Origin of the sequence: Hyalangium gracile, assembly GCF_020103725.1 — a bacterium.
Classification (GTDB): Bacteria; Myxococcota; Myxococcia; order Myxococcales; family Myxococcaceae; genus Hyalangium; species Hyalangium gracile.
Genome location: NZ_JAHXBG010000014.1, coordinates 124,138 through 142,229, shown reverse-complemented (window position 1 = coordinate 142,229; position 18,092 = coordinate 124,138). Strand labels below are relative to the sequence as shown.

At 66.6% G+C, this 18,092-nt stretch carries 10 protein-coding genes and 1 pseudogene; 7 read left to right on the top strand and 4 right to left on the bottom strand.

What is annotated here, in order from left to right; all coding sequences use genetic code 11:
• Both KY572_RS27215 and KY572_RS27210 read right to left on the bottom strand, forming a co-directional pair.
• Positions 1 to 2,037: a peptide MFS transporter gene (locus KY572_RS27215; protein ID WP_224245892.1), complete on the bottom strand. Its 2,037-nt coding sequence runs from the start codon at positions 2,035 to 2,037 to the stop codon at positions 1 to 3.
• A gap of 81 nt (positions 2,038 to 2,118) precedes the next feature.
• Positions 2,119 to 3,582: a POT family MFS transporter gene (locus KY572_RS27210; protein WP_224245891.1), complete on the bottom strand. Its 1,464-nt coding sequence runs from the start codon at positions 3,580 to 3,582 to the stop codon at positions 2,119 to 2,121.
• A 217-nt stretch (positions 3,583 to 3,799) separates the two neighbouring features.
• Between KY572_RS27210 and KY572_RS27205 the strand changes: the two genes are divergently transcribed.
• The 4 genes and pseudogenes from KY572_RS27205 (at position 3,800) to KY572_RS27190 (ending at position 9,425) form a co-directional block, all read left to right on the top strand.
• The gene (locus KY572_RS27205; RefSeq protein WP_224245890.1) at positions 3,800 to 6,643 is read left to right on the top strand and encodes a serine/threonine-protein kinase; all 2,844 of its coding nucleotides are present in this window, start codon (positions 3,800 to 3,802) and stop codon (positions 6,641 to 6,643) included.
• A gap of 11 nt (positions 6,644 to 6,654) precedes the next feature.
• Positions 6,655 to 7,671, top strand: coding sequence for a tetratricopeptide repeat protein (locus tag KY572_RS27200; protein WP_224245889.1), 1,017 nt, complete (start codon positions 6,655 to 6,657; stop codon positions 7,669 to 7,671).
• Between the two features lie 8 nt (positions 7,672 to 7,679).
• Positions 7,680 to 8,630 (top strand): annotated as a pseudogene (locus KY572_RS48210) (DUF4215 domain-containing protein); the annotation flags it as partial.
• 135 nt (positions 8,631 to 8,765) lie between these two features.
• Complete coding sequence (locus tag KY572_RS27190; RefSeq protein WP_224246018.1) at positions 8,766 to 9,425, top strand: hypothetical protein; 660 nt, start codon at positions 8,766 to 8,768, stop codon at positions 9,423 to 9,425.
• A gap of 10 nt (positions 9,426 to 9,435) precedes the next feature.
• On the opposite strand, the gene KY572_RS27185 is transcribed toward KY572_RS27190, so the two are convergent.
• The gene (locus tag KY572_RS27185) at positions 9,436 to 10,023 is read right to left on the bottom strand and encodes a M15 family metallopeptidase (protein ID WP_224245888.1); all 588 of its coding nucleotides are present in this window, start codon (positions 10,021 to 10,023) and stop codon (positions 9,436 to 9,438) included.
• Positions 10,024 to 10,194: 171 nt separating this feature from the next.
• Here KY572_RS27185 and KY572_RS27180 point away from each other — a divergent pair, with 171 nt between their 5' ends.
• On the top strand, positions 10,195 to 10,776 hold the full coding sequence (locus KY572_RS27180) for a Uma2 family endonuclease (RefSeq protein WP_224245887.1): 582 nt from the start codon (positions 10,195 to 10,197) through the stop codon (positions 10,774 to 10,776).
• Between the two features lie 10 nt (positions 10,777 to 10,786).
• On the opposite strand, the gene uvrA is transcribed toward KY572_RS27180, so the two are convergent.
• A complete protein-coding gene (uvrA, locus tag KY572_RS27175; RefSeq protein WP_224245886.1) occupies positions 10,787 to 13,696 on the bottom strand; it encodes an excinuclease ABC subunit UvrA in 2,910 nt (969 codons plus the stop codon).
• A 183-nt stretch (positions 13,697 to 13,879) separates the two neighbouring features.
• Here uvrA and KY572_RS27170 point away from each other — a divergent pair, with 183 nt between their 5' ends.
• Both KY572_RS27170 and KY572_RS27155 read left to right on the top strand, forming a co-directional pair.
• The gene (locus KY572_RS27170; RefSeq protein WP_224245885.1) at positions 13,880 to 14,794 is read left to right on the top strand and encodes a DMT family transporter; all 915 of its coding nucleotides are present in this window, start codon (positions 13,880 to 13,882) and stop codon (positions 14,792 to 14,794) included.
• A gap of 203 nt (positions 14,795 to 14,997) precedes the next feature.
• The gene (locus KY572_RS27155) at positions 14,998 to 17,964 is read left to right on the top strand and encodes a choice-of-anchor D domain-containing protein (RefSeq protein ID WP_263452041.1); all 2,967 of its coding nucleotides are present in this window, start codon (positions 14,998 to 15,000) and stop codon (positions 17,962 to 17,964) included.
• Positions 17,965 to 18,092: the final 128 nt, after the last annotated feature.

The window sequence follows — 18,092 nt, the reverse complement described above, 5'->3', positions numbered from 1 at the left end:
CTATTTCACCTCGTGCATGAGCCGCCGCAGCGGGCGCAGCAGCAGCAGCAGCAGCACCGCGCCCACCAGCGAGGCGTACACGAAGATGGCGAAGTAGCTGGTGGGGACGATGCGGCCCCACATCTCGCCCAGGCTGCCGCCCACGTACTGGGCGACGGCGTTGCTCATGAGGAACACGCCCATGAAGAGCGAGGCGAAGCGGGCCGGCGCCAGCTTGGTCACCATGGAGAGGCCCACGGGGGACAGGCACAGCTCCCCGAAGACGGCCAGCAGGTAGCTGAACACCAGCCACAGGCCGCTGACGCGGGCCGCCTGGCTCTTCTCGGCGAGGGCGGTGATGGCCTGGCGCCACTCGGGCTGCGCTCCGGCGCCCACGAGCCGTGACTTGGCCACGGGGCTGAGCTTGTCCACCAGCGTCAGCGTGCGTGTCCGCTCGTCCCAGCCGCTCACGAGGTTCTGGGCCGCCTCGCCCGTGAGCGGGAAGGTGTAGCCGGAGGGCAGGCTCTCGAACTGGAAGGTGACGGGGTGCTCCGGAGCGGCGGCCACCGAGGCGGCCTCCAGGGCGTCCACCTGCTTCAGGTAGGTCGGGTCCACCGTGGGCCGCAGCGCGCTGGTGACGGCGAAGGGCGCCAGCACGCCGCGCACGGACAGCTCCTGGGTGGCCGGATCGTAGCTGAAGCGGCCCGCGTTCAGCTGCTCGAGCTTGATCTCCCGCGGCACGCCCGCCAGCGAGACGCGGGAGATGGTGGCGTCCTCCGCCGTCGCGGCGCCCACCATCACCACATCCGAGGCGGTGATGAGCAGCAGGGCCACCAGCAGCTTGGCCACGGTGGGGACCTCCCAGCCCCGGCGGGCCAGCGCCGTCCACATCAGCGCGAACGGAGGCGCGAAGAGGATGATGAAGATGGCGGGCAGGGACTGGAAGTACTCGGCGGAGATCTCCACGCCCGCGTCCGCCTTGCGGGTGTTGTACTCGGCCCAGACGTTGAGCGCGTTGCCGGCCTGCTCGTAGGCCATCCAGAAGAGCACGGAGAAGGCGAAGAACACGAAGATGACGGTGCTCTTGTCTCGCGAGGCCCCCTTCACCGTGCGCAGCGTGAAGCCCATCCACGCGCTGACCGCCGCGAAGGCCAGGGGCATGATGACCGTCGTCCACGGCGCCTGCTTCGTGGCGGCCAGGTAGAGGAAGCGGGCGGGCAGCGCCGCCGCGATCACGAAGAGGAGCGGGGGCAGCAGCCGGGTGATGGCCCCGCCCAGGCCGGCGATGCCCGGCACCTTCTCGCCCGGCTCCAGGGCGGCGGAGGAGGAGCCCGCGCCACCCGAGCGCTTCTGGGGCATCACCTCGTGCAGGTTGCCGGCCTCCTCCACGGCGCGCATCACGTGCTTCTGGCCGAGCACGAAGATGACCAGGCCGAGCACCATCCCCACGCCAGCGGCGGCGAAGCCGTAGTGAAAGCCCATGCCCGGGGTGGGACCCATGTTCTGGCGCAGCCAGCCGCAGATGAGCGGCGCCATGAAGGCCCCCAGGTTGATGCCCATGTAGAAGATGGTGAAGGCGCCGTCTCGCCGCGCGTCGCCGGGCCGGTACAGCTTGCCCACCATGGTGGACATGTTGGGCTTGAAGAAGCCGTTGCCGATGATGAGGAAGGCCAGGGCCGAGTAGAAGAAGGGCAGGGGCTCGAAGGCCATGAGGAAGTGGCCCACGGCCATCAGCGCCGAGCCCAGGATGATGGAGGCGCGCATGCCCAGGAACCGGTCCGCCAGGAAGCCGCCGAGCAGCGGCGTCAGGTAGACGAGGCTCGTGTACCACTTGTACACGGCCGAGGAGTCCTCGGGCTGGAACTGCAGGTAGTTCAGCAGGTACAGCACGAGCAGGGCGCGCATGCCGTAGTAGCTGAAGCGCTCCCACATCTCGGTGAAGAAGAGGATGTAGAGCCCTTTGGGGTGGCCCCGCGAGGGCTGGGAGGCAGGCGGAGCCGCTTCAACCGTGGGGGAGGCCGAAGGGGGCGTCTCGACGCCGGAGGGGGAAGCGGACATGGATGCCGCATCGAATCGGTCCGCTCACACCCCTGTCAAGCGCTGCTCGCCACGCCACGCGCACTCCGAGTGCGCGGCCGCTCAGGCGCTCTTGGTGACGGTGGCCAGCTTGGGCGCGGCGTGCTCGCCCACGGGGATGGGCGGCTGCGTCTCCTGGTAGTAGTCGCGCACCTTGTAGCCGCGCGCCATGAGGGCCATGCCCACGCCGGCCAGGGCTGCCAGGCCCGCGTAGAAGAAGAACTGGGCCGAGCCGGTGAAGATGTTGAGCTGGGCGGCGATGGCCACCGCCACGTTGGCCAGGGTGGAGTTGAGCAGCCACAGGCTCTGCACCACGCTCTTCATCTCGCGGGGGGCCTGGGTGTAGGCGAACTCCAGCCCCGTGGTGGACACGAGGATCTCCGCGATGGTGAGCACGATGTACGGGAGGATCTGCCAGGCGATGTTGAGCTGGGTGCCGCCCTCGATGACCACCTGGTAGTAGCCGGCGACGACGTACGAGAGCGCGCCGATCACCAGGCCCAGCGGCATGCGGCGCAGCGGGGTGAGCTCCCAGCCGCCCTTCTGGAAGGCGGGGTAGACGACGGCGGCGAGCACCGGGATGAGGATCATCACCAGGGCCGGGTTGACGAACTGCATCTGGCTGGCCTGGAAGGTGAACGAGCCCACCTGGGGATCCATGGCCTTGGCCTGCACCACCCAGGTGGAAGCCTTCTGATCGAAGAGCATCCAGAAGAAGGGGATGGTGGGCATCAGCAGCAGGTTGATGCGGAAGACGGCGCGCACGCCCTCGATGGCCTCCTCGGGGTGCTGCTTGCGGGCGGCGGAGAGCCAGCCTTCGCCAGGCTTGCGCTCCTTGAGGTTGCCCAGCGCGGAGAAGACGACCTTGAGGAACGAGTGCGGGTTCTGGCCCGTGGGGGGGACCATGACGTAGTGGCGCCGGCCGGCCCAGTAGATGATGGTGGCGATGAGCATCAGCACGCCCGGGATGCCAAAGGCGATGGCGGGGCCCAGGTGCTTGAGCGCCAGCGGGATGAAGAGAGAGGCGAAGAACGAGCCGAAGTTGATGGACCAGTAGAAGATGGCGAAGACCTTCTTCACCAGGTGCTTGTTCTCGGCGGTGAACTGATCGCCCACCATGGCGGAGACGCACGGCTTGATGCCGCCCGAGCCCAGCGAGATGAGCAGCAGGCCGGTGTAGAAGCCGTACTTGTTGTCCACGAAGAGGGCGAGGGAGAACTGGCCCACGCAGTACAGGAGGCTCAGCCAGAGGATGACGCGGTACTTGCCGAGGAAGCGGTCCGCCAGGTACCCGCCGAAGAGGGGGAAGAAGTAGACCCCGGACATGAACAGGTGGAAGTGCGACTTGGCGGTCGCCTCCCGGATGGCCGGGTCCGGGTTCACGTTCCTCAGGAGGTAGTCCATGAGGAACACCATGAGGATGTTGCGCATCCCGTAGAAGCTGAAGCGCTCGCAGATCTCGTTGCCGATGATGAAGGGGATCTGCGGAGGGAAGCGGTTGTTCGACGCGGGGGTGGTCTCGGCCATTCGGGGGCGTCTCGGCGGGAGGGTGGGACTCCAACGATCAGCCCTCTGTCCCTACCGCATGGATGAGGCTCAAGACAACCTGGGATGACTCCTGGCTGCCCGCGTCGGGGTAGTCGCCTGGAGGGGTACAGCCGCGTCTGCGCGCGTGGATGTATCTGATTGGACGTTCGCGCTTTCCCTGAATTGGGAAGCCATTGCGTCCAGAGACGAAGCGGAAATGAGCAAGCTCCAGCCAGTTCCCTCGCCCACCACCCGTGGAGGGGGCGAGTCCACCGCAGGGGTGCAGGGCCCAGGCCCGGCGCTGCTGCCCGGGACTCGAATCCATCAGTACGAGCTCATCCGCCAGGTTGGGGCGGGGGGAATGGGAGCGGTCTTCCTGGCGCGAGACACGCGGCTGGGGCGGCGCGTGGCCATCAAGTTCCTGCACAGCACGGACTCGGACACCACGCGGCGCTTCATCCTGGAGGCCCGGGCGACGGCTCGCTGCAGCCACGAGAACATCGTCATCATCTACGAGGTGGGTGAGTACCAGGGCAGCCCGTTCATGGTGCTCGAGTACGTGCAGGGCCAGCCGCTGCACAAGCTGGTGGGTGCGCAGCGGCTGCCGCCCGCGCGGGCCGTGGAGCTGATGTTGCCGGTGGTGCGAGCGCTGTCCACGGCGCATGAGAACGGCATCGTCCACCGGGACCTCAAGCCGGAGAACATCCTGGTGACGGACTCGGGCACCATCAAGGTGCTGGACTTCGGGATAGCGAAGGTGCTCCAGGGGCCGGACCTCTCGCCCGAGAGCACGGGTGTCACTCGGATGCCCACGGTGACGGGCGTGAGCGCGGATGAGCTGTCCAACCTCACGCGCAGCGGCGTCCTGGTGGGGACGCTGGCCTATATGTCCCCGGAGCAGTGGCGCGGGGGCGCGGAGGTCGACGCACGGACGGACATCTGGGCAGTCGGCATCCTCCTGTTCCGGATGCTGGCGGGGAAGCATCCGCTCGATCCGCTGCGAGGGCCGCAGCTGGCGGTGACGGCCTTCCTGGATGAGCCGATGCCCCGGTTGCGCGCGGTGGCTCCGGATGTGCCGCAGGCGCTGGCGGACGTGGTGGACCGGTGTCTGCTCAAGCGGAAGGAGGAGCGGTTCCCGGATGCGGTGTCGCTGATCCGGGCCCTGGAGCCGTTCCTACCGGGCCGTTACAACCGGGAGCTGCGGATCGACGAGGTGCCCTATGCCGGGCTCAGCGCGTTCCAGGAGGAGGATGCCGATCGCTTCTTCGGGCGCTCTCGCGAGATCGCGGCCCTGGTGCATCGGATCCATGAGCGGCCGCTGATGGCGGTGGTAGGGCCCTCTGGCGCGGGTAAGTCCTCCTTCGTCCGGGCGGGTGTGGCGCCGGTGCTCAAGCGCTCGGGCGAGGCGTGGGAAACGCTCGTGGTCCGTCCGGGCCGGCAGCCGTTGGCGGCATTGGCCAGCCTCGTCGCGCCGCTGATGACGTCGGCGTCGCTGGCGCAGGACCTGAAGGAGTACCACCAACTGGTGGAGCAGGTGCGCGCCGAGCCAGGGTACGTGGGCTCGGTGCTGCGCAGCCGGGCTCGGCACCAGCGGCGGAGGATCCTCCTCTTCGTCGATCAGTTCGAGGAGCTCTACACGCAGGTGCCCGACGAGCAGGAGCGCCGGGCGTTCACGGCGTGCCTGTCCGGCATCGCGGACGACGCCACGTCACCCATCCGGGTGGTGCTCTCCATCCGGTCCGACTTCCTGGACCGGGTGCCCGAGGACGAGCGCTTCATGGCCGAGCTGGGGCAGGGGTTGTTCTTCCTCCCACCCCCGAGCCGTGAGGGCCTACGTGACGCGCTGGTGCAGCCCGCGGAGATGGCAGGCTACTCGTTCGAGACGCCAGAGATGGTGGAGACCATCCTCCAGCACCTGGAGACGGCACAGGGAGCGCTGCCGCTGCTGCAATTCGCCGCCACGCAACTCTGGGAGCAGCGGGACCCGGCGCGCAAGCTGCTCACGGTGCAGGGCTACAACGCCATGGGAGGCATCGAGGGCGCGCTGGCCCGGCACGCCGACACCGTTCTGGACAAACTCTCTCCGCAGGCACTGGCCCTGGTGCGGTCCATCTTCCTGCGGCTGGTGTCGGCGGAGCGCACCCGTGCCATTGCCTCCATGGAAGAGCTGCGGGCGCTGACACGGGATGCTGCGGAGCTCCAGCGGCTGACGGACTACCTGGTGCAGGCACGACTGCTGGTGGTGCAAACGGGCGGAGACGCCAACGGGGCGACGGTGGAGATCGTCCACGAGTCGCTGATCCACGGCTGGCCGACGTTGAAGCGCTGGCTGGACGAGAACCAGGAGGATGCGGTCTTCCTGGAGCAGCTCCGCAACGCGGCCCGGCAGTGGCAAGCCAAGGAGTACGACAGCGGGCTGCTGTGGGGTGGTGAGATGGTGGAGGAAGCGCAGCGTTTTCAGCGCCGCAATCGAGACGAACTTCCCCAGGTGCAGCAGGACTTCCTCGAGGCGGTCCTCGCCCAAGCGGCGCGAACGGTTCGGCGCAGACGCGTCCTGTTGGTGGGCTCGGCGGTGTTCCTGGTGCTGCTGGTGGCCGCATCCGCGGTGGCGATGGTGGTGATTCGGACCTCGCAGGTGACGGCCGAGAAAGCACGGGCGGAAGCGGTGATGGCCAAGGAGGAGGCGGAACAGCAGGCGCGGCATGCGCGCAGCTCTGAGGCCAAGGCGCAGAAGAGTCTTGCCGAGGTGACGGCCGTCCAGAAGCAGCTCGAGGACGCACTGACGCGAGAGACGAAGGCAAGCACGGAGCTCGAGGCTGCGTACGCCCGGCTCCAGGGAACGAACGACGAGTTGGTAGAGACATTGCACAAGGAAGCGCTGGCGAACAAACGCGCGAAGTTCATGCGGTGGATGTCGGACCGGCACGCCGCGAAAGCAATGAAAGCACAACAGGAATTGAGCAAGGCCTTGGAGCAGCTGACGAAGAAACGAGACGAGGACTTGAAGTTGATCGAAGAACTCAAGAAGCGCGGCACCCATGCCACAGAGCTGAAGGAGTAGGGAGGAATCGCATGGGAATGTCTCGGACCATATTCGGCATCGCGCTTGGGCTACTGCTCATTGCCCCTCTGGCCGCCGCGCAGCCGCTGCATCAGCAACTCAACACCAGCACTCGTAGCCCTTGGTCCCAGGGAGTCTCTCAGGAAGACCAGGGCGCAGCTGCTGCGCTGTTCCAGGAGGGCAACGGATATTACGAGCAGGGCCTCTTCCTGAAGGCCGCCGACCTGTATCGGAGATCGCTCAAACGCTGGGATCACCCTGCCATTCACTACAATCTCTCGCTGGCGTTGATGGACTCTGGCTTGAAGCTGGAACTTCGTGAGCATCTGGAAGCGGCCATGCGCTACGGAGAAGCGCCGCTGGACAAGAAGATGCTGGAACATGCCAGCAAGCTCAGGGCCTTCATCGAGAAGCAACTTGTTCGGGTCGACGTCTCCTGCGATGTCCCTGGGGCCTCGGTAATGATGGATGGGCGGGTGCTGTTCACGGGGCCGGACCACTTCAAGGGCTGGGTGCTACCGGGCTCGCATGTCTTCGTCGTCGTTAAGGAGGGGTACCCTCCCAACGAGAGGATCCGAACGCCTCGTGAGGGCGAGGAGATCCGACTCCACATCTCCAATCTGTATGACGACAGTGCGCTCACTCGGTATCGCCGGAAGTGGCCGACGTGGAAGCCGTGGGCGGCGTTTAGCGCAGGAGCGGGGCTCGTAGCTGGGGGGGCCGCGATGACTCTGCTAGGGCGCAGGGATATTCACGCCTTCGATACGCGAGCTAAGGAGTGCGGTTCTGGTGGCTGCACAGGGACTCCTACGTTCGCTAAACTGAGCAGTCGAGGGGAGCGCCTTCAGAAGGTGGGAATAGTTATCTCCGGTGCGGGAGGAGCGCTGGCAGTCGCAGGGGGGGTGTTTGCCTTCATCAACCGTGCCCAGCCATATCGGCTTACCCCTGATGAATGTGATCAGGAGAGTCGTGTCGCGATCCATTTGGGGCGTGGGACGACTGAACTCGTGATGTCTATCCAGTTTTGAGGTTCCGGATGAGACGAGAAATGATGATTCTAAGTGCTCGCGGCCCCCGCATTCTGTCCATGCTTGCGTTGATGGTTTTTCCTCTCGTGTCCTGTGTCGAGGCGGAAAGCGAGATCTGCTCTCTGGGGCGTATCTGCCCTCCCGGACTGAGGTGTGCTCTCGCTCAGGACATCTGCATCAGCACTTCATGTGGCGACGGAGTCGTCGACAGGGGAGAGTCGTGCGATGACGGGAATGTCGAAGGTGATGATGGGTGCAGCGAGGACTGCACTTCTGACGAGCGTTGCGGCAACAACACGCTGGACTCGGGTGAAGAATGTGACGATGGCAATAACGCGAGCGGAGATCGATGCAGCGCGGACTGTAAGTCGACTGAAGTGTGTGGAAATAAATACCAAGATGTTGTCTCGAGTGAGGTCTGTGACGATGGTAACGCAATTAGCGGGGATGGCTGTAGCGTTGATTGTAAGTCGACAGAGGTCTGCGGCAACAAGTATTTAGATGCCGTCAAGGGTGAGCAGTGCGACGACGGTAACAACGTCAGCGCAGACGGCTGTAGCGCGGATTGCAAGTCGACGGAAGACTGCGGTAACAGATATGTGGACGTTGCCAAGGGCGAGGTCTGTGACGACGGTAACACCTCCAGTGGGGACGGCTGCAGTGGAGACTGCAAGTCAGTAGAGGTGTGTGGCAATAGCTATATCGACATCACCGAGGGTGAGGTGTGTGACGATGGCAATGCGATGGGTGGGGATGGCTGTAGCGCGAATTGTCGTTCTGATGAGACGTGTGGCAACGGAATTCGGGACCCAGGCGAAAAGTGCGATGATGGAAATCGCACGGGCGGCGATGGGTGCAGTGCCGACTGTACTGCCACGGACGATGACTGTGGGGACGGTCAATTGGATCCACGCGAGGAGTGTGATGACGGCAATGTCGACGATGCAGATGATTGTCTGAATACTTGTAAGCGGGCGCGGTGTGGGGACGGAGTCGTTGCCACACAGGCCTCACGTCCTGAGCAGTGCGATACCGGGGGCGAGTCAGCAACCTGCGACCTTGACTGTACGTTGCGTGAGTGTGGTGATGGACTCGTGAATGCCTCCGCTGGAGAGGAGTGCGACACGAGGGGCGAGACCGCCAAGTGCACAAAACTGTGCCGCATTTCGCGATGTGGCGATGGCTACATCAATGCCAAGGCAGGCGAAGTCTGTGACGATAGAAATGCCAGCGCTTGCGGCAGTTGCAATGCATGGTGCACTGCTGAGCGCAGCGCGGCGAAGGCCACGGGAAGGATCGAGATTGGCGCCCCAGGCGATTTGGACAGCGGAGAGAGGTTCATTCTCAATGATGGTATCAACTCCCCCATCATCTTCGAATTTGTTCCGGCCAATTGGACAAGGTCTGACGAGGAAGATCGCAAGTTCATTCGCATCACTGGAACAGCCTCTGATCTTGCCATCGCCATCAAGGAGAAGATCAATGCCCAAGTTTACCTTACCATCAACGCTAAGGTTGATGAGGAGGAAGATGATCTAGTCAGGCTTGAGCATGACTTCTCTACGTCTTTGGGCAACAAGGCCATACGCGAATTCATCGGCCATGGCACATTCCTCTTCGCGGGGATGGCAGGAGGAAGAGCAGGAGACTGTCCACTGGACTCTGGGTGCACGGTGGGTGCTGATTGTGCTCCAGGCCTCGCGTGTGTCGAAGGCGTCTGTCAGGGACCTTCGTCACCAGCTTCGACACAGTAGCGAAGAATGCTCAGCTCGGGCTGGGCGTGGCGACTCCTGGAGACGCCCCGTTCGCGGGCTCCACAGGCCGACCCAGGCAGTCCTCTCCCAGGTCTGGTGCCCGAGTGGTGCGCGGCCGGTACTCCCAGTGCCACGGCTCCGAGGGCACCGTGCGCCGGAATCCGAACCGGCACGCGTTCGCCGCGAGCCACTCGTACGTCAGCGTGTTCATGCTGCCCACGGAGATGTCCACCGCTGTGCCCCGCTGGTGGTTCGACCTGCCAGGTCGTGCCGCCCGCGCACCCAGCCCCTTCCGGTAGAGGCGGTACAGGTACTTCTGCTGCTTCCACGAGCGGTGCCCGCTGATCACCCAGAGCCACAGCCCCGCGTCACGCGCCTCCGAGTACATCCGCTCGAAGGCTGCCGCAGCGTCGTGGCGAAGCTGCTTCCCACCCGAGATGCGGACGAGCTTCTTCGGATTGATGAGCCGCCTCGGCGGCGCCTTCTTCTTCGCCACCTTGGCGGCACGCTTCCGCAGCTCCGCTCCCACCGAGACCGACGGGACGAGCAGGCACAGCATGAGGATCGCGATGCTCCAGCGGAGCAGCGAGAACGGCATCTCGTCTCCTGAACAAGAGGGCAGGAATCGTGTCTCTCGCATCTATTCCCCTTTGACAAAGGGCAGGGGAACACGGGCTTGCCTGGTTGCCAGCTACTCCTCAGCGGTCAGCCGACGAGATGGACCCGGCCCAAGGCCCAGGGCTACGTTCTTCGAGCGAGGAGTCCCGCCATGCGTTCCCTGGATGCGCTCGAGTCCAGCCTGATCGTCCCAAGGCGCTTCACGCTCGAGGAGTACCGCCGCCTGCTTCATGTCGGAGTGCTCGGGGAGGATGAGCACGTCGAGCTGTTGGAGGGGCTCATCGTCGACATGGCACCGCAGGGCCGGCCTCACGCGCTGGTGATTTCACGCATGTCCGAGTCCTTCATGGCCGCGCGCAGGCCCGATTGCCGGGTGCGTGTCCAGCTCCCGCTCTCGCTCGGCACCGACAGCGAGCCCGAGCCGGATCTCGCGGTGGTGACTCGCGAGGAAGAGGAGCACGCCCAGGAGCATCCGAGCACCGCCCTGCTGGTCGTGGAGGTGGCGGTGGACTCGCTGCGCGTGGACCGGATGCTCAAGGGCCGGCTGTATGCCCGCGCCGGCATCCCCGAGTACTGGGTGGTGGATGTGGCCGGTCGCGCGGTCGAGGTCTACATCGCGCCCGATACCTCCCAGGGCCGCTACCTCGGCATCCGCACGGTCGCCGCGGGCGAGCCCCTGGGGTCGCCCGCTCTGCCCGGCCTGGCCCTGCAGGTGGCTGAGCTCTTCGCCTGAGCTAGCCCTCCTACGCCGTCGCCCCGTCCGCGCTCCAGGAGGGCAGGGGGCTCACCGTCTCCACCCGCTGACCCACTCGCTGCCGCCGTGCCTTCTTCAGCACGTGCGCCAGGTAGCGCCCGGTGTGGCTCGCCTCCACCTTGGCCACTTCCTCCGGCGTGCCCACCGCCAGCAGCTTGCCGCCGCCCGAGCCTCCCTCCGGCCCCAGATCGATCACCCAGTCCGCGCTCTTGATCACGTCCAGGTTGTGCTCGATCACCAGCACCGAGTTTCCCGCCTCCACCAGCCGGTTCAGCACCAGCAGCAGCTTGCGGATGTCCTCGAAGTGCAGGCCCGTCGTCGGCTCGTCCAGGATGTACAGCGTGCGCCCCGTGGCCACTCGCGCCAGCTCTCTCGCCAGCTTGATGCGCTGCGCCTCGCCGCCCGACAGCGTCGGCGAGCTCTGCCCCAGCCGGATGTACCCCAGCCCCACGTCCTCCAGCGTCTGGAGCACGCGCATGATGTCCTTGTGCGCCCCGAAGTGCTGGATCGCCTCGCGCACGCTCATCTCCAGCACCTCGGCGATGTTCTTCCCCTTGTAGCGCACCCGCAGCGTCGCCTCGTTGAAGCGCTTGCCCTGGCACACCTCGCACGGCACGTACACGTCCGCCAGGAAGTGCATCTCCACCAGCTTCACGCCGTCGCCCTCGCACGACTCGCAGCGCCCGCCCTTGATGTTGAACGAGAAGCGCCCCGACGTGTAGCCGAACGCTCGCGCCTCCTGCGTCAGCGCGAACACCTCGCGGATCGAGTCGAACACCTTCGTGTACGTCGCCGGGTTGCTCCGCGGCGTCCTCCCGATCGGCCGCTGGTCGATGTCGATCACCTTGTCCAGGTGCTCCATCCCCTGGATCGACTTGTGCCGGCCTGGAATCTCCCGGCTCTCGTACAGGTGCCGCGCCAGCGCCGGGTAGAGGATCTCGTTGATCAGCGTCGACTTGCCCGCCCCCGACACCCCCGTCACCGCCGTCAGCACGCCCAGCGGGATGTCCACGTCCAGGTCCTTCAGGTTGTTCTCCCGAGCCCCCTGGATGACGATCTTCTGCTTGCCAGGCTTGCGCCGCTGCTCCGGGATCTCGATCTCCTTGCGCCCGGACAGGTACGCCCCCGTGAGGCTGTGCTCGTCCTTCATCACCTGCGCCGGAGTGCCCTGCGCCACCACCTGGCCGCCCAGCTCGCCCGCCCCAGGCCCGAAGTCCACCAGCCAGTCCGCCTCCTCCATCGTCTCCTCGTCGTGCTCCACGACGATGACGGAGTTACCCAGGTCTCGCAGCCGCTTGAGCGTGCCCAGCAGCTTGCCGTTGTCTCGCTGGTGCAGGCCGATGGAGGGCTCGTCCAGGATGTAGATGACGCCCGTCAGCTCGCTGCCCATCTGCGAGGCCAGCCGGATGCGCTGGCTCTCTCCGCCCGACAGCGTGGACGCCGTCCGGTCCAACGTCAGGTACCCCAGCCCCACGTCCACCAGGAACGACAGCCGACTGCGGATCTCCTTCAGCAGCTCCGTGGCGATCTTCCGCTCGTTCTCCGACAGCTTCAGCTCGGACAGGAAGCGCAGCGCCTCGGAGATGGTCTGCTTGCTCAGCTCCACCAGCGAGTTCCCGTGCACCTTCACCGCACGGCTCTCCGGCTTCAGGCGATCGCCCTTGCACGTGGGGCACGGCTTGTCGCTGAAGAACTTCTGGTAGTACGTCCGCATGGACTCGGAGGTGGTCGTCTTGAAGCTGCGCATCAGCTTGTGGACCAGCCCCTCCCACTCCATCTTGTACTTGCCGCCCTCGCCCCACTCGACGGTGAACGTCTTCCCGTCCGAGCCGTACATCAGCGTCTTCTTCTCCCGCTCGGACAGCTTCCCGTAGGGCACGTCCAGGTCGATCTTGAACGCCTTGGCCAGGCTCTCCACGAAGTCCGCCGTCCAGCCCTCGCCCTTGTTCATCCCGCTGGCCCACGGCTCGATGGCCCCGTCCCGCACGCTCCGCCCCGGATCCGGGACGATGCGGTCCGGGTCCATCTCCGCCTTCGTCCCCAGGCCGTTGCAGTCCGTGCACATGCCCAGCGGGTTGTTGAAGGAGAACGAGGCCGGCGTCAGCTCGCCGAACGACAGGCCGCAGGCGTGGCACGCGTTCAGCTCGCTCATCACCCGGTCCGCGCTGAGCGTCTCCGGATCCTCGGTGACGATCAGCGTGCCCTTGCCCTCGCGCAGCGCCGTCTCCACCGAGTCCGTCAGCCGGTTGCGCAGGTCCGCCTTCAGCACCAGGCGATCGATGATCAGCGCGATGTCGTGCTTGGACTTCTTGTCCAGCTCGATCTTCTCCTCGAGGTTCTTCAGCTTCCCGTCGATGCGCGCGCGGGAGAATCCTTTCTTCTGCGCCTCGGTGAGCAGATCCTTGTGCTCGCCCTTGCGGTTGATCACCAGCGGCGCCAGCAGCTGCACCTTGGAGCCGGCCGGGGCCTTGAGGATCTCGTCGACGATCTGCTGCGCGCTCTGCTTGCCCACCTTGCGCCCGCAGTTGGGGCAGTGCTGCACGCCCACCGAGGCGTAGAGCACGCGCAGGTAGTCATGCACCTCGGTGACGGTGCCTACCGTCGAGCGCGGGTTGTTGCTGGCCGCCTTCTGCTCGATGGAGATGGTGGGAGACAGTCCCCTCAGCGTGTCGTACTTGGGCTTCTCCATCTGCCCCAGGAACTGCCGGGCATAGGCCGAGAGGCTCTCCACGTAGCGACGCTGGCCCTCGGCGTAGAGGGTATCGAACGCCAACGAGCTCTTCCCCGAACCGGACACCCCGGTGAAGACCACGAGCTTCTTCTTCGGGATCTCCAGCGAGACGTTCTTGAGGTTGTGCTCCTTGGCTCCGCGAATGGTGATGACGTCGGGCTCGGACATAATGGGCGCGCGGTCTAGCACTGAAAGGGCGTTCCGGTAGCGGACTTTCTGCCCTTTGTGGCGTGAGTGTTCCTGAACATCCTGGATTTCAAGGTGATTTCCACCCCGAGGGGCCAGGCAGGCCGCCCTTACAAGGGGTGCTGGGGTGCCGGGCCGTTCTGCATTACGGTGCCGCCCACTTCGATGAAGGGCTTCATCCTCCCCGAGCGCTGGCGGGGCATGCCGCTGCTGCTGCTCGCCAGTCTGATGTTCGCGCTGATGGCGCTGTTCGCCCGGATGCTCTCGGGCCAGCTGTCCGTGGGCCAGGTGGTGTGCGGCCGGTTCGCCGTGGGCCTGGTGTTCCTGGCTGGCTACTTCCCCCTCCTGCGCCGCAAGCCCCGCTTCGGCAGCTTCAGTCTGTGGGCCATGCGCGGCATCTTCGGTGGGGCCTCCGTCTACCTCTACTTCGTCTGCATCGATCGGCTCGCCGTGGGGCCCGCCGTGCTGCTCAACGCGTGCTGGCCCATCTATGGATCCGTGCTCGGCTTCTTCTTCCTGAACGAGCGCGTCAGCGGACACCTGCTGGGCGGGCTCATCGCCGCCACGGTGGGCGCGGGGCTCGTCATCTGGGGCACCTCGATGGAGACGCCGGCGCTCTCCTTTGGAGTGGGCGCGTGGGCGGGCATGCTGTCCGCCGTCTTCAGCGGCGCGGCCGTGGTGGCCATGCGTGCCCTGCGCCACCACACGGACGCGGCCACCGTCTTCCTCTCCTTCTGCGCCTTCGGGCTGCTGTTCGGCCTGCCCTTCGCACTGGCCGACTGGCGGCCCCTCACCCCGCATACGGGGCTGCTCCTGGTCGGCGTGGGGCTGGCCTCGGTGGCCGGCCAGATGCTGTTCACCTACGCCATGGGCTACGTCACCACCGCCATGGGGGGGGTGGGCTCGCAGCTGACGCCGGCCTTCTCCTGGGTGCTGGGGGCCCTCTTCCTCGCGGAGCCGGTGGCGCCGCTGGCCCTGCTCGGTGCGGTGGTGTGCGTGGTGGGTGTGCTCTGGGGAACGGGGATCCTCGGGCGATGGGGCAGCGCGGCACCCAAGCCGTCAGGGCGGCCCATCCCGTAAAACAGGGGCGCTTTCTTCCGTGCTCCTCCGGGCACTCCGGAAGAAATTTCAGAGACCTCCGTACAGGGCACTTTCTTTCCACCCCAAGTCCGGGTTTTTGCCCACGTCGGCCGGCGTGTTTGCCCCGTTGACTCCTCGGCTTCTCAGGCTGGGCACTCCGGTTGCAGAGGTCGCCTCCGTCGATGTCCTGGGAGGCGGAGCTTATGTGGGGACGGCGGTGGTGTTTCCTGGCGGCGTGGGCGTGCGTGGCGGCGGCGGCGGCGGGGTGTGATCGGCCGAGCTCGAGCAACCGAGGCGCACGGACCGCGTTCGCGGCGCGCCCCGAGGTGCTCGAGTTTGGCCCGGCGGCGTTGGGCTCCGCCAAGACGGTGAAGCTGAAGCTGGCCAACGAGGGCCGCGCCACCCTGCGGGTGGAGGGCGCCACGGTCAGCGTCCCCAACGTGGAGGTGCTGCCCTTCGAGCCCTTCACGCTGAGCGCGGGTGGCGAGCATGAGGTGGAGGTGCGCTTCTCTCCCGACGTGGAGGGTGCGGTCCAGGGCGTGGTGGAGATCTTCACCGACGCGGAGTCGGACGGGAAGGGCTCGCAGGTGGCCTTCTCGGGCCAGGGGGTGAAGGCCTGGGTCGAGGTGAAGAGCCAGGCGCTCGAGTTCGGCAACGTGCAGCTGGACACCGTGGAGATCCGCAACCTGGTGTTGCACAACCCCACGAAGGTGGCCAGCCCGGTGCGCCTGGAGGTGGTGGGGGCGGACGCCGACCTGTTCTCCTCGAGCGTGAGCCACAAGGACGTGATGCTGGAAGCGGGCCAGGACTGGGCCATTCCCTTCGCCTTCAAGCCGACGCGGCTGGGCACGGCGATGGCGGAGGTGCGCGTGGCGGTGTGCGAGGGCTGTGCGCCCGCCGTCGTCGCGCTCACGGGCATGGGCATCGCGTCCCAGCTGGAGATCTCTCCGGTGCGCGTGGACTTCGGCCGGGTGGCCGTGGGCGCCACCGCCGAGGAGCGCATCATGGTGCGCAACCAGGGCACCGAGCCGATGAGCTACACGGGGGCCAACCTCATCGCCAACGGCAACGGCACCTTCCGGGTGGTGAGCGCGCAGGTGCCGCCGAACAACACCCTGAAGCCGGGCGAGTCCGCCGAGGTCCGGGTGGCCTTCTCGCCGCTGGCCCAGGGCCAGGTGCCCGAGGGTCGCGTGGAGATCCAGGTCCGCGCCGCCAACTCCACGGCGCCCGGGCCCAAGGTGGCCATGGTGGGGGCCGGTGGCTCGTCCTGCATCGCGGTGCAGCCGCGGCTCGTCAACTTCGGCGAGGTGGCCGAGGGCATGTCGGCCACCCGTCAGGTGGAGGTCATCAACCGCTGCCGTGAGCAGGTGCTGCTGAGCGATCTCAACCTCAACACCACGCGCGGTGGCTTCTTCACGCTGGCGCAGGCGCCGGCCAGCCAGCCGCTCGAGCCGGGCAGTTCCACCCTCGTGGGCATCACCTTCACCCCGCGCTCCGGGGCCGGCGAGGCCGTGGGCCAGCTGGCGGTGACGACGCGCCTGGGCACCGCCGTCGCGACGGACGGGGTGGCGCTGTCCGGGGTGGGCAAGGTCTTCCCGCCGTGCCAGTACGCGCTGTCGCCGCAGGCGCTCGACTTCGGCCAGGTGCCGGTGGGCGCGGAGGTGGTGCTCGGGGTGTCCCTGCGCAACACCGGCTCCTCGGCCTGCTACCTGGCCTCCATGCAGCTGGCGACGGGCACGGATGAGGTGTTCACCTCCTCGCGGGTGGAGAACCGGGTGCTCCAGCCGGGGCAGCACGCCACGATGCTCGTGCGCTTCAAGCCGGAGGCGGAGGCTTCCTACGGGGGCCTGGCGGAGACGTGGGTGAACCACCCGACCTACGGCCACCCCACGGTCGTCGTGCAGGGCAAGGGCGTGCAGGGCTGCTTCGCCGTGCAGCCCACCCACCTGGCGTTCGGCCTCACCAAGCTCACGTGCGAGCCGCGCACCCGGGAGCTCGTCGCCTACAACAACTGCGTGGGCCCCGTCACGGTGCACGGCATGACGGTGGAGCGCGTCAGCCAGGAGTTCCAGGTGACCGACGCTCCCGCGTTCCCGCTGACGCTGGCGGCCGGGGCGCAGTTCCGCGTGACGGCGAAGTACGACCCCGTGGATGAGGGCGTGGACCTGGCGGCGCTGCGCTTCGATCTGGGCCAGGGCTCCCTCTACACGGCCAGCCTGGTGGGCGAGGCCTCCGAGAACACCGACAAGACGGACACCTTCCTCCAGGAGTCCGGGGCCAAGGTCGACGTGCTCTTCGTCATCGACAACTCGGGCTCCATGATGGAGGAGCAGCAGAGCCTGGGTGCCAACTTCGCGGCCTTCATGAGCTCGGCGCTCGAGTCCGACGTGGACTACCACATCGGCGTCACCACCACGGGCCTGGACCCCTCCTCGGGCGGCTGGTCCCAGTGCCCGGGGGGCGCGGAGGGCGGCGAGAACGGCCGGCTCTTCCCGGTGAACGGCTCGGCGCCGCGCGTCATCACCCCGCTCACCGCGAACGCGGCCAGCGTCTTCGCGCACAACACCCAGGTGGGCGTGTGCCACTGGAACGAGCAGGGCCTGGACGGCGCCTACCGCGCCCTCTCGGAGCCGCTGATGCACAGCGTCGATGATCCGCGCACGCCGCAGGCCTCGGACGGCAACGGCGGCTTCCTCCGCTCGGACGCGCGCCTGGCCCTCATCTTCGTGTCGGACGAGGAGGACTTCTCCTCGCAGCCGGTGTCCTTCTACGAGACGTACTTCAAGTCGCTGAAGGACAATGACTCCAGCAAGCTGAGCGTCTCCGCCATCGTCGGTCCTCGGGACCTGTCCTCCTGCGCCACCGCGAGCAGCTCGGGCAGCCGCTACATCCAGCTGGCCGAGGCCACTGGCGGCGTCGTGGAGAGCATCTGCACGCCGAACTGGGCCAGCTCGCTCAAGAAGCTGTCGGACAGCACCTTCGGCCCCAAGCGCAGCTTCCCGCTCTCGGACGTGCCGGCGGACCCGGCGGCCATCACGGTGCGGGTGAACGGCGTGGAGGTCGCCTCCCAGTGGCGCTACGACGCGGCCACCAACTCCGTCCTCTTCGACATGGGGGCCGCGCCCCCGCCGGGGGCCTTCGTCGAGGTGAACTACCCGCTGGGTTGCTAGCGCGGGTCTGGAACGGGCGGTGAGGTGGGGGCGTCCCAACCGGGGCGTCCCCATCGTTATTTTCGCTTTTCACTGTTTCTGTACACCTGAGGGAATTCCCGCTCGACATGGGAGTTCGCGCGCGGCAG

Excerpts from the sequence above, each read along its gene's own strand:
- uvrA (WP_224245886.1), bottom strand. The coding sequence starts at position 13,696 with ATGTCCGAGCCCGACGTCATCACCATTCGCGGAGCCAAGGAGCACAAC.
- KY572_RS27180 (WP_224245887.1), top strand. The coding sequence starts at position 10,195 with ATGCGTTCCCTGGATGCGCTCGAGTCCAGCCTGATCGTCCCAAGGCGC.
- KY572_RS27210 (WP_224245891.1), bottom strand. The coding sequence starts at position 3,582 with ATGGCCGAGACCACCCCCGCGTCGAACAACCGCTTCCCTCCGCAGATC.
- KY572_RS27215 (WP_224245892.1), bottom strand. The coding sequence starts at position 2,037 with ATGTCCGCTTCCCCCTCCGGCGTCGAGACGCCCCCTTCGGCCTCCCCC.
- KY572_RS27200 (WP_224245889.1), top strand. The coding sequence starts at position 6,655 with ATGGGAATGTCTCGGACCATATTCGGCATCGCGCTTGGGCTACTGCTC.
- KY572_RS27155 (WP_263452041.1), top strand. The coding sequence starts at position 14,998 with ATGTGGGGACGGCGGTGGTGTTTCCTGGCGGCGTGGGCGTGCGTGGCG.
- KY572_RS27205 (WP_224245890.1), top strand. The coding sequence starts at position 3,800 with ATGAGCAAGCTCCAGCCAGTTCCCTCGCCCACCACCCGTGGAGGGGGC.
- KY572_RS27185 (WP_224245888.1), bottom strand. The coding sequence starts at position 10,023 with ATGCCGTTCTCGCTGCTCCGCTGGAGCATCGCGATCCTCATGCTGTGC.
- KY572_RS27170 (WP_224245885.1), top strand. The coding sequence starts at position 13,880 with ATGAAGGGCTTCATCCTCCCCGAGCGCTGGCGGGGCATGCCGCTGCTG.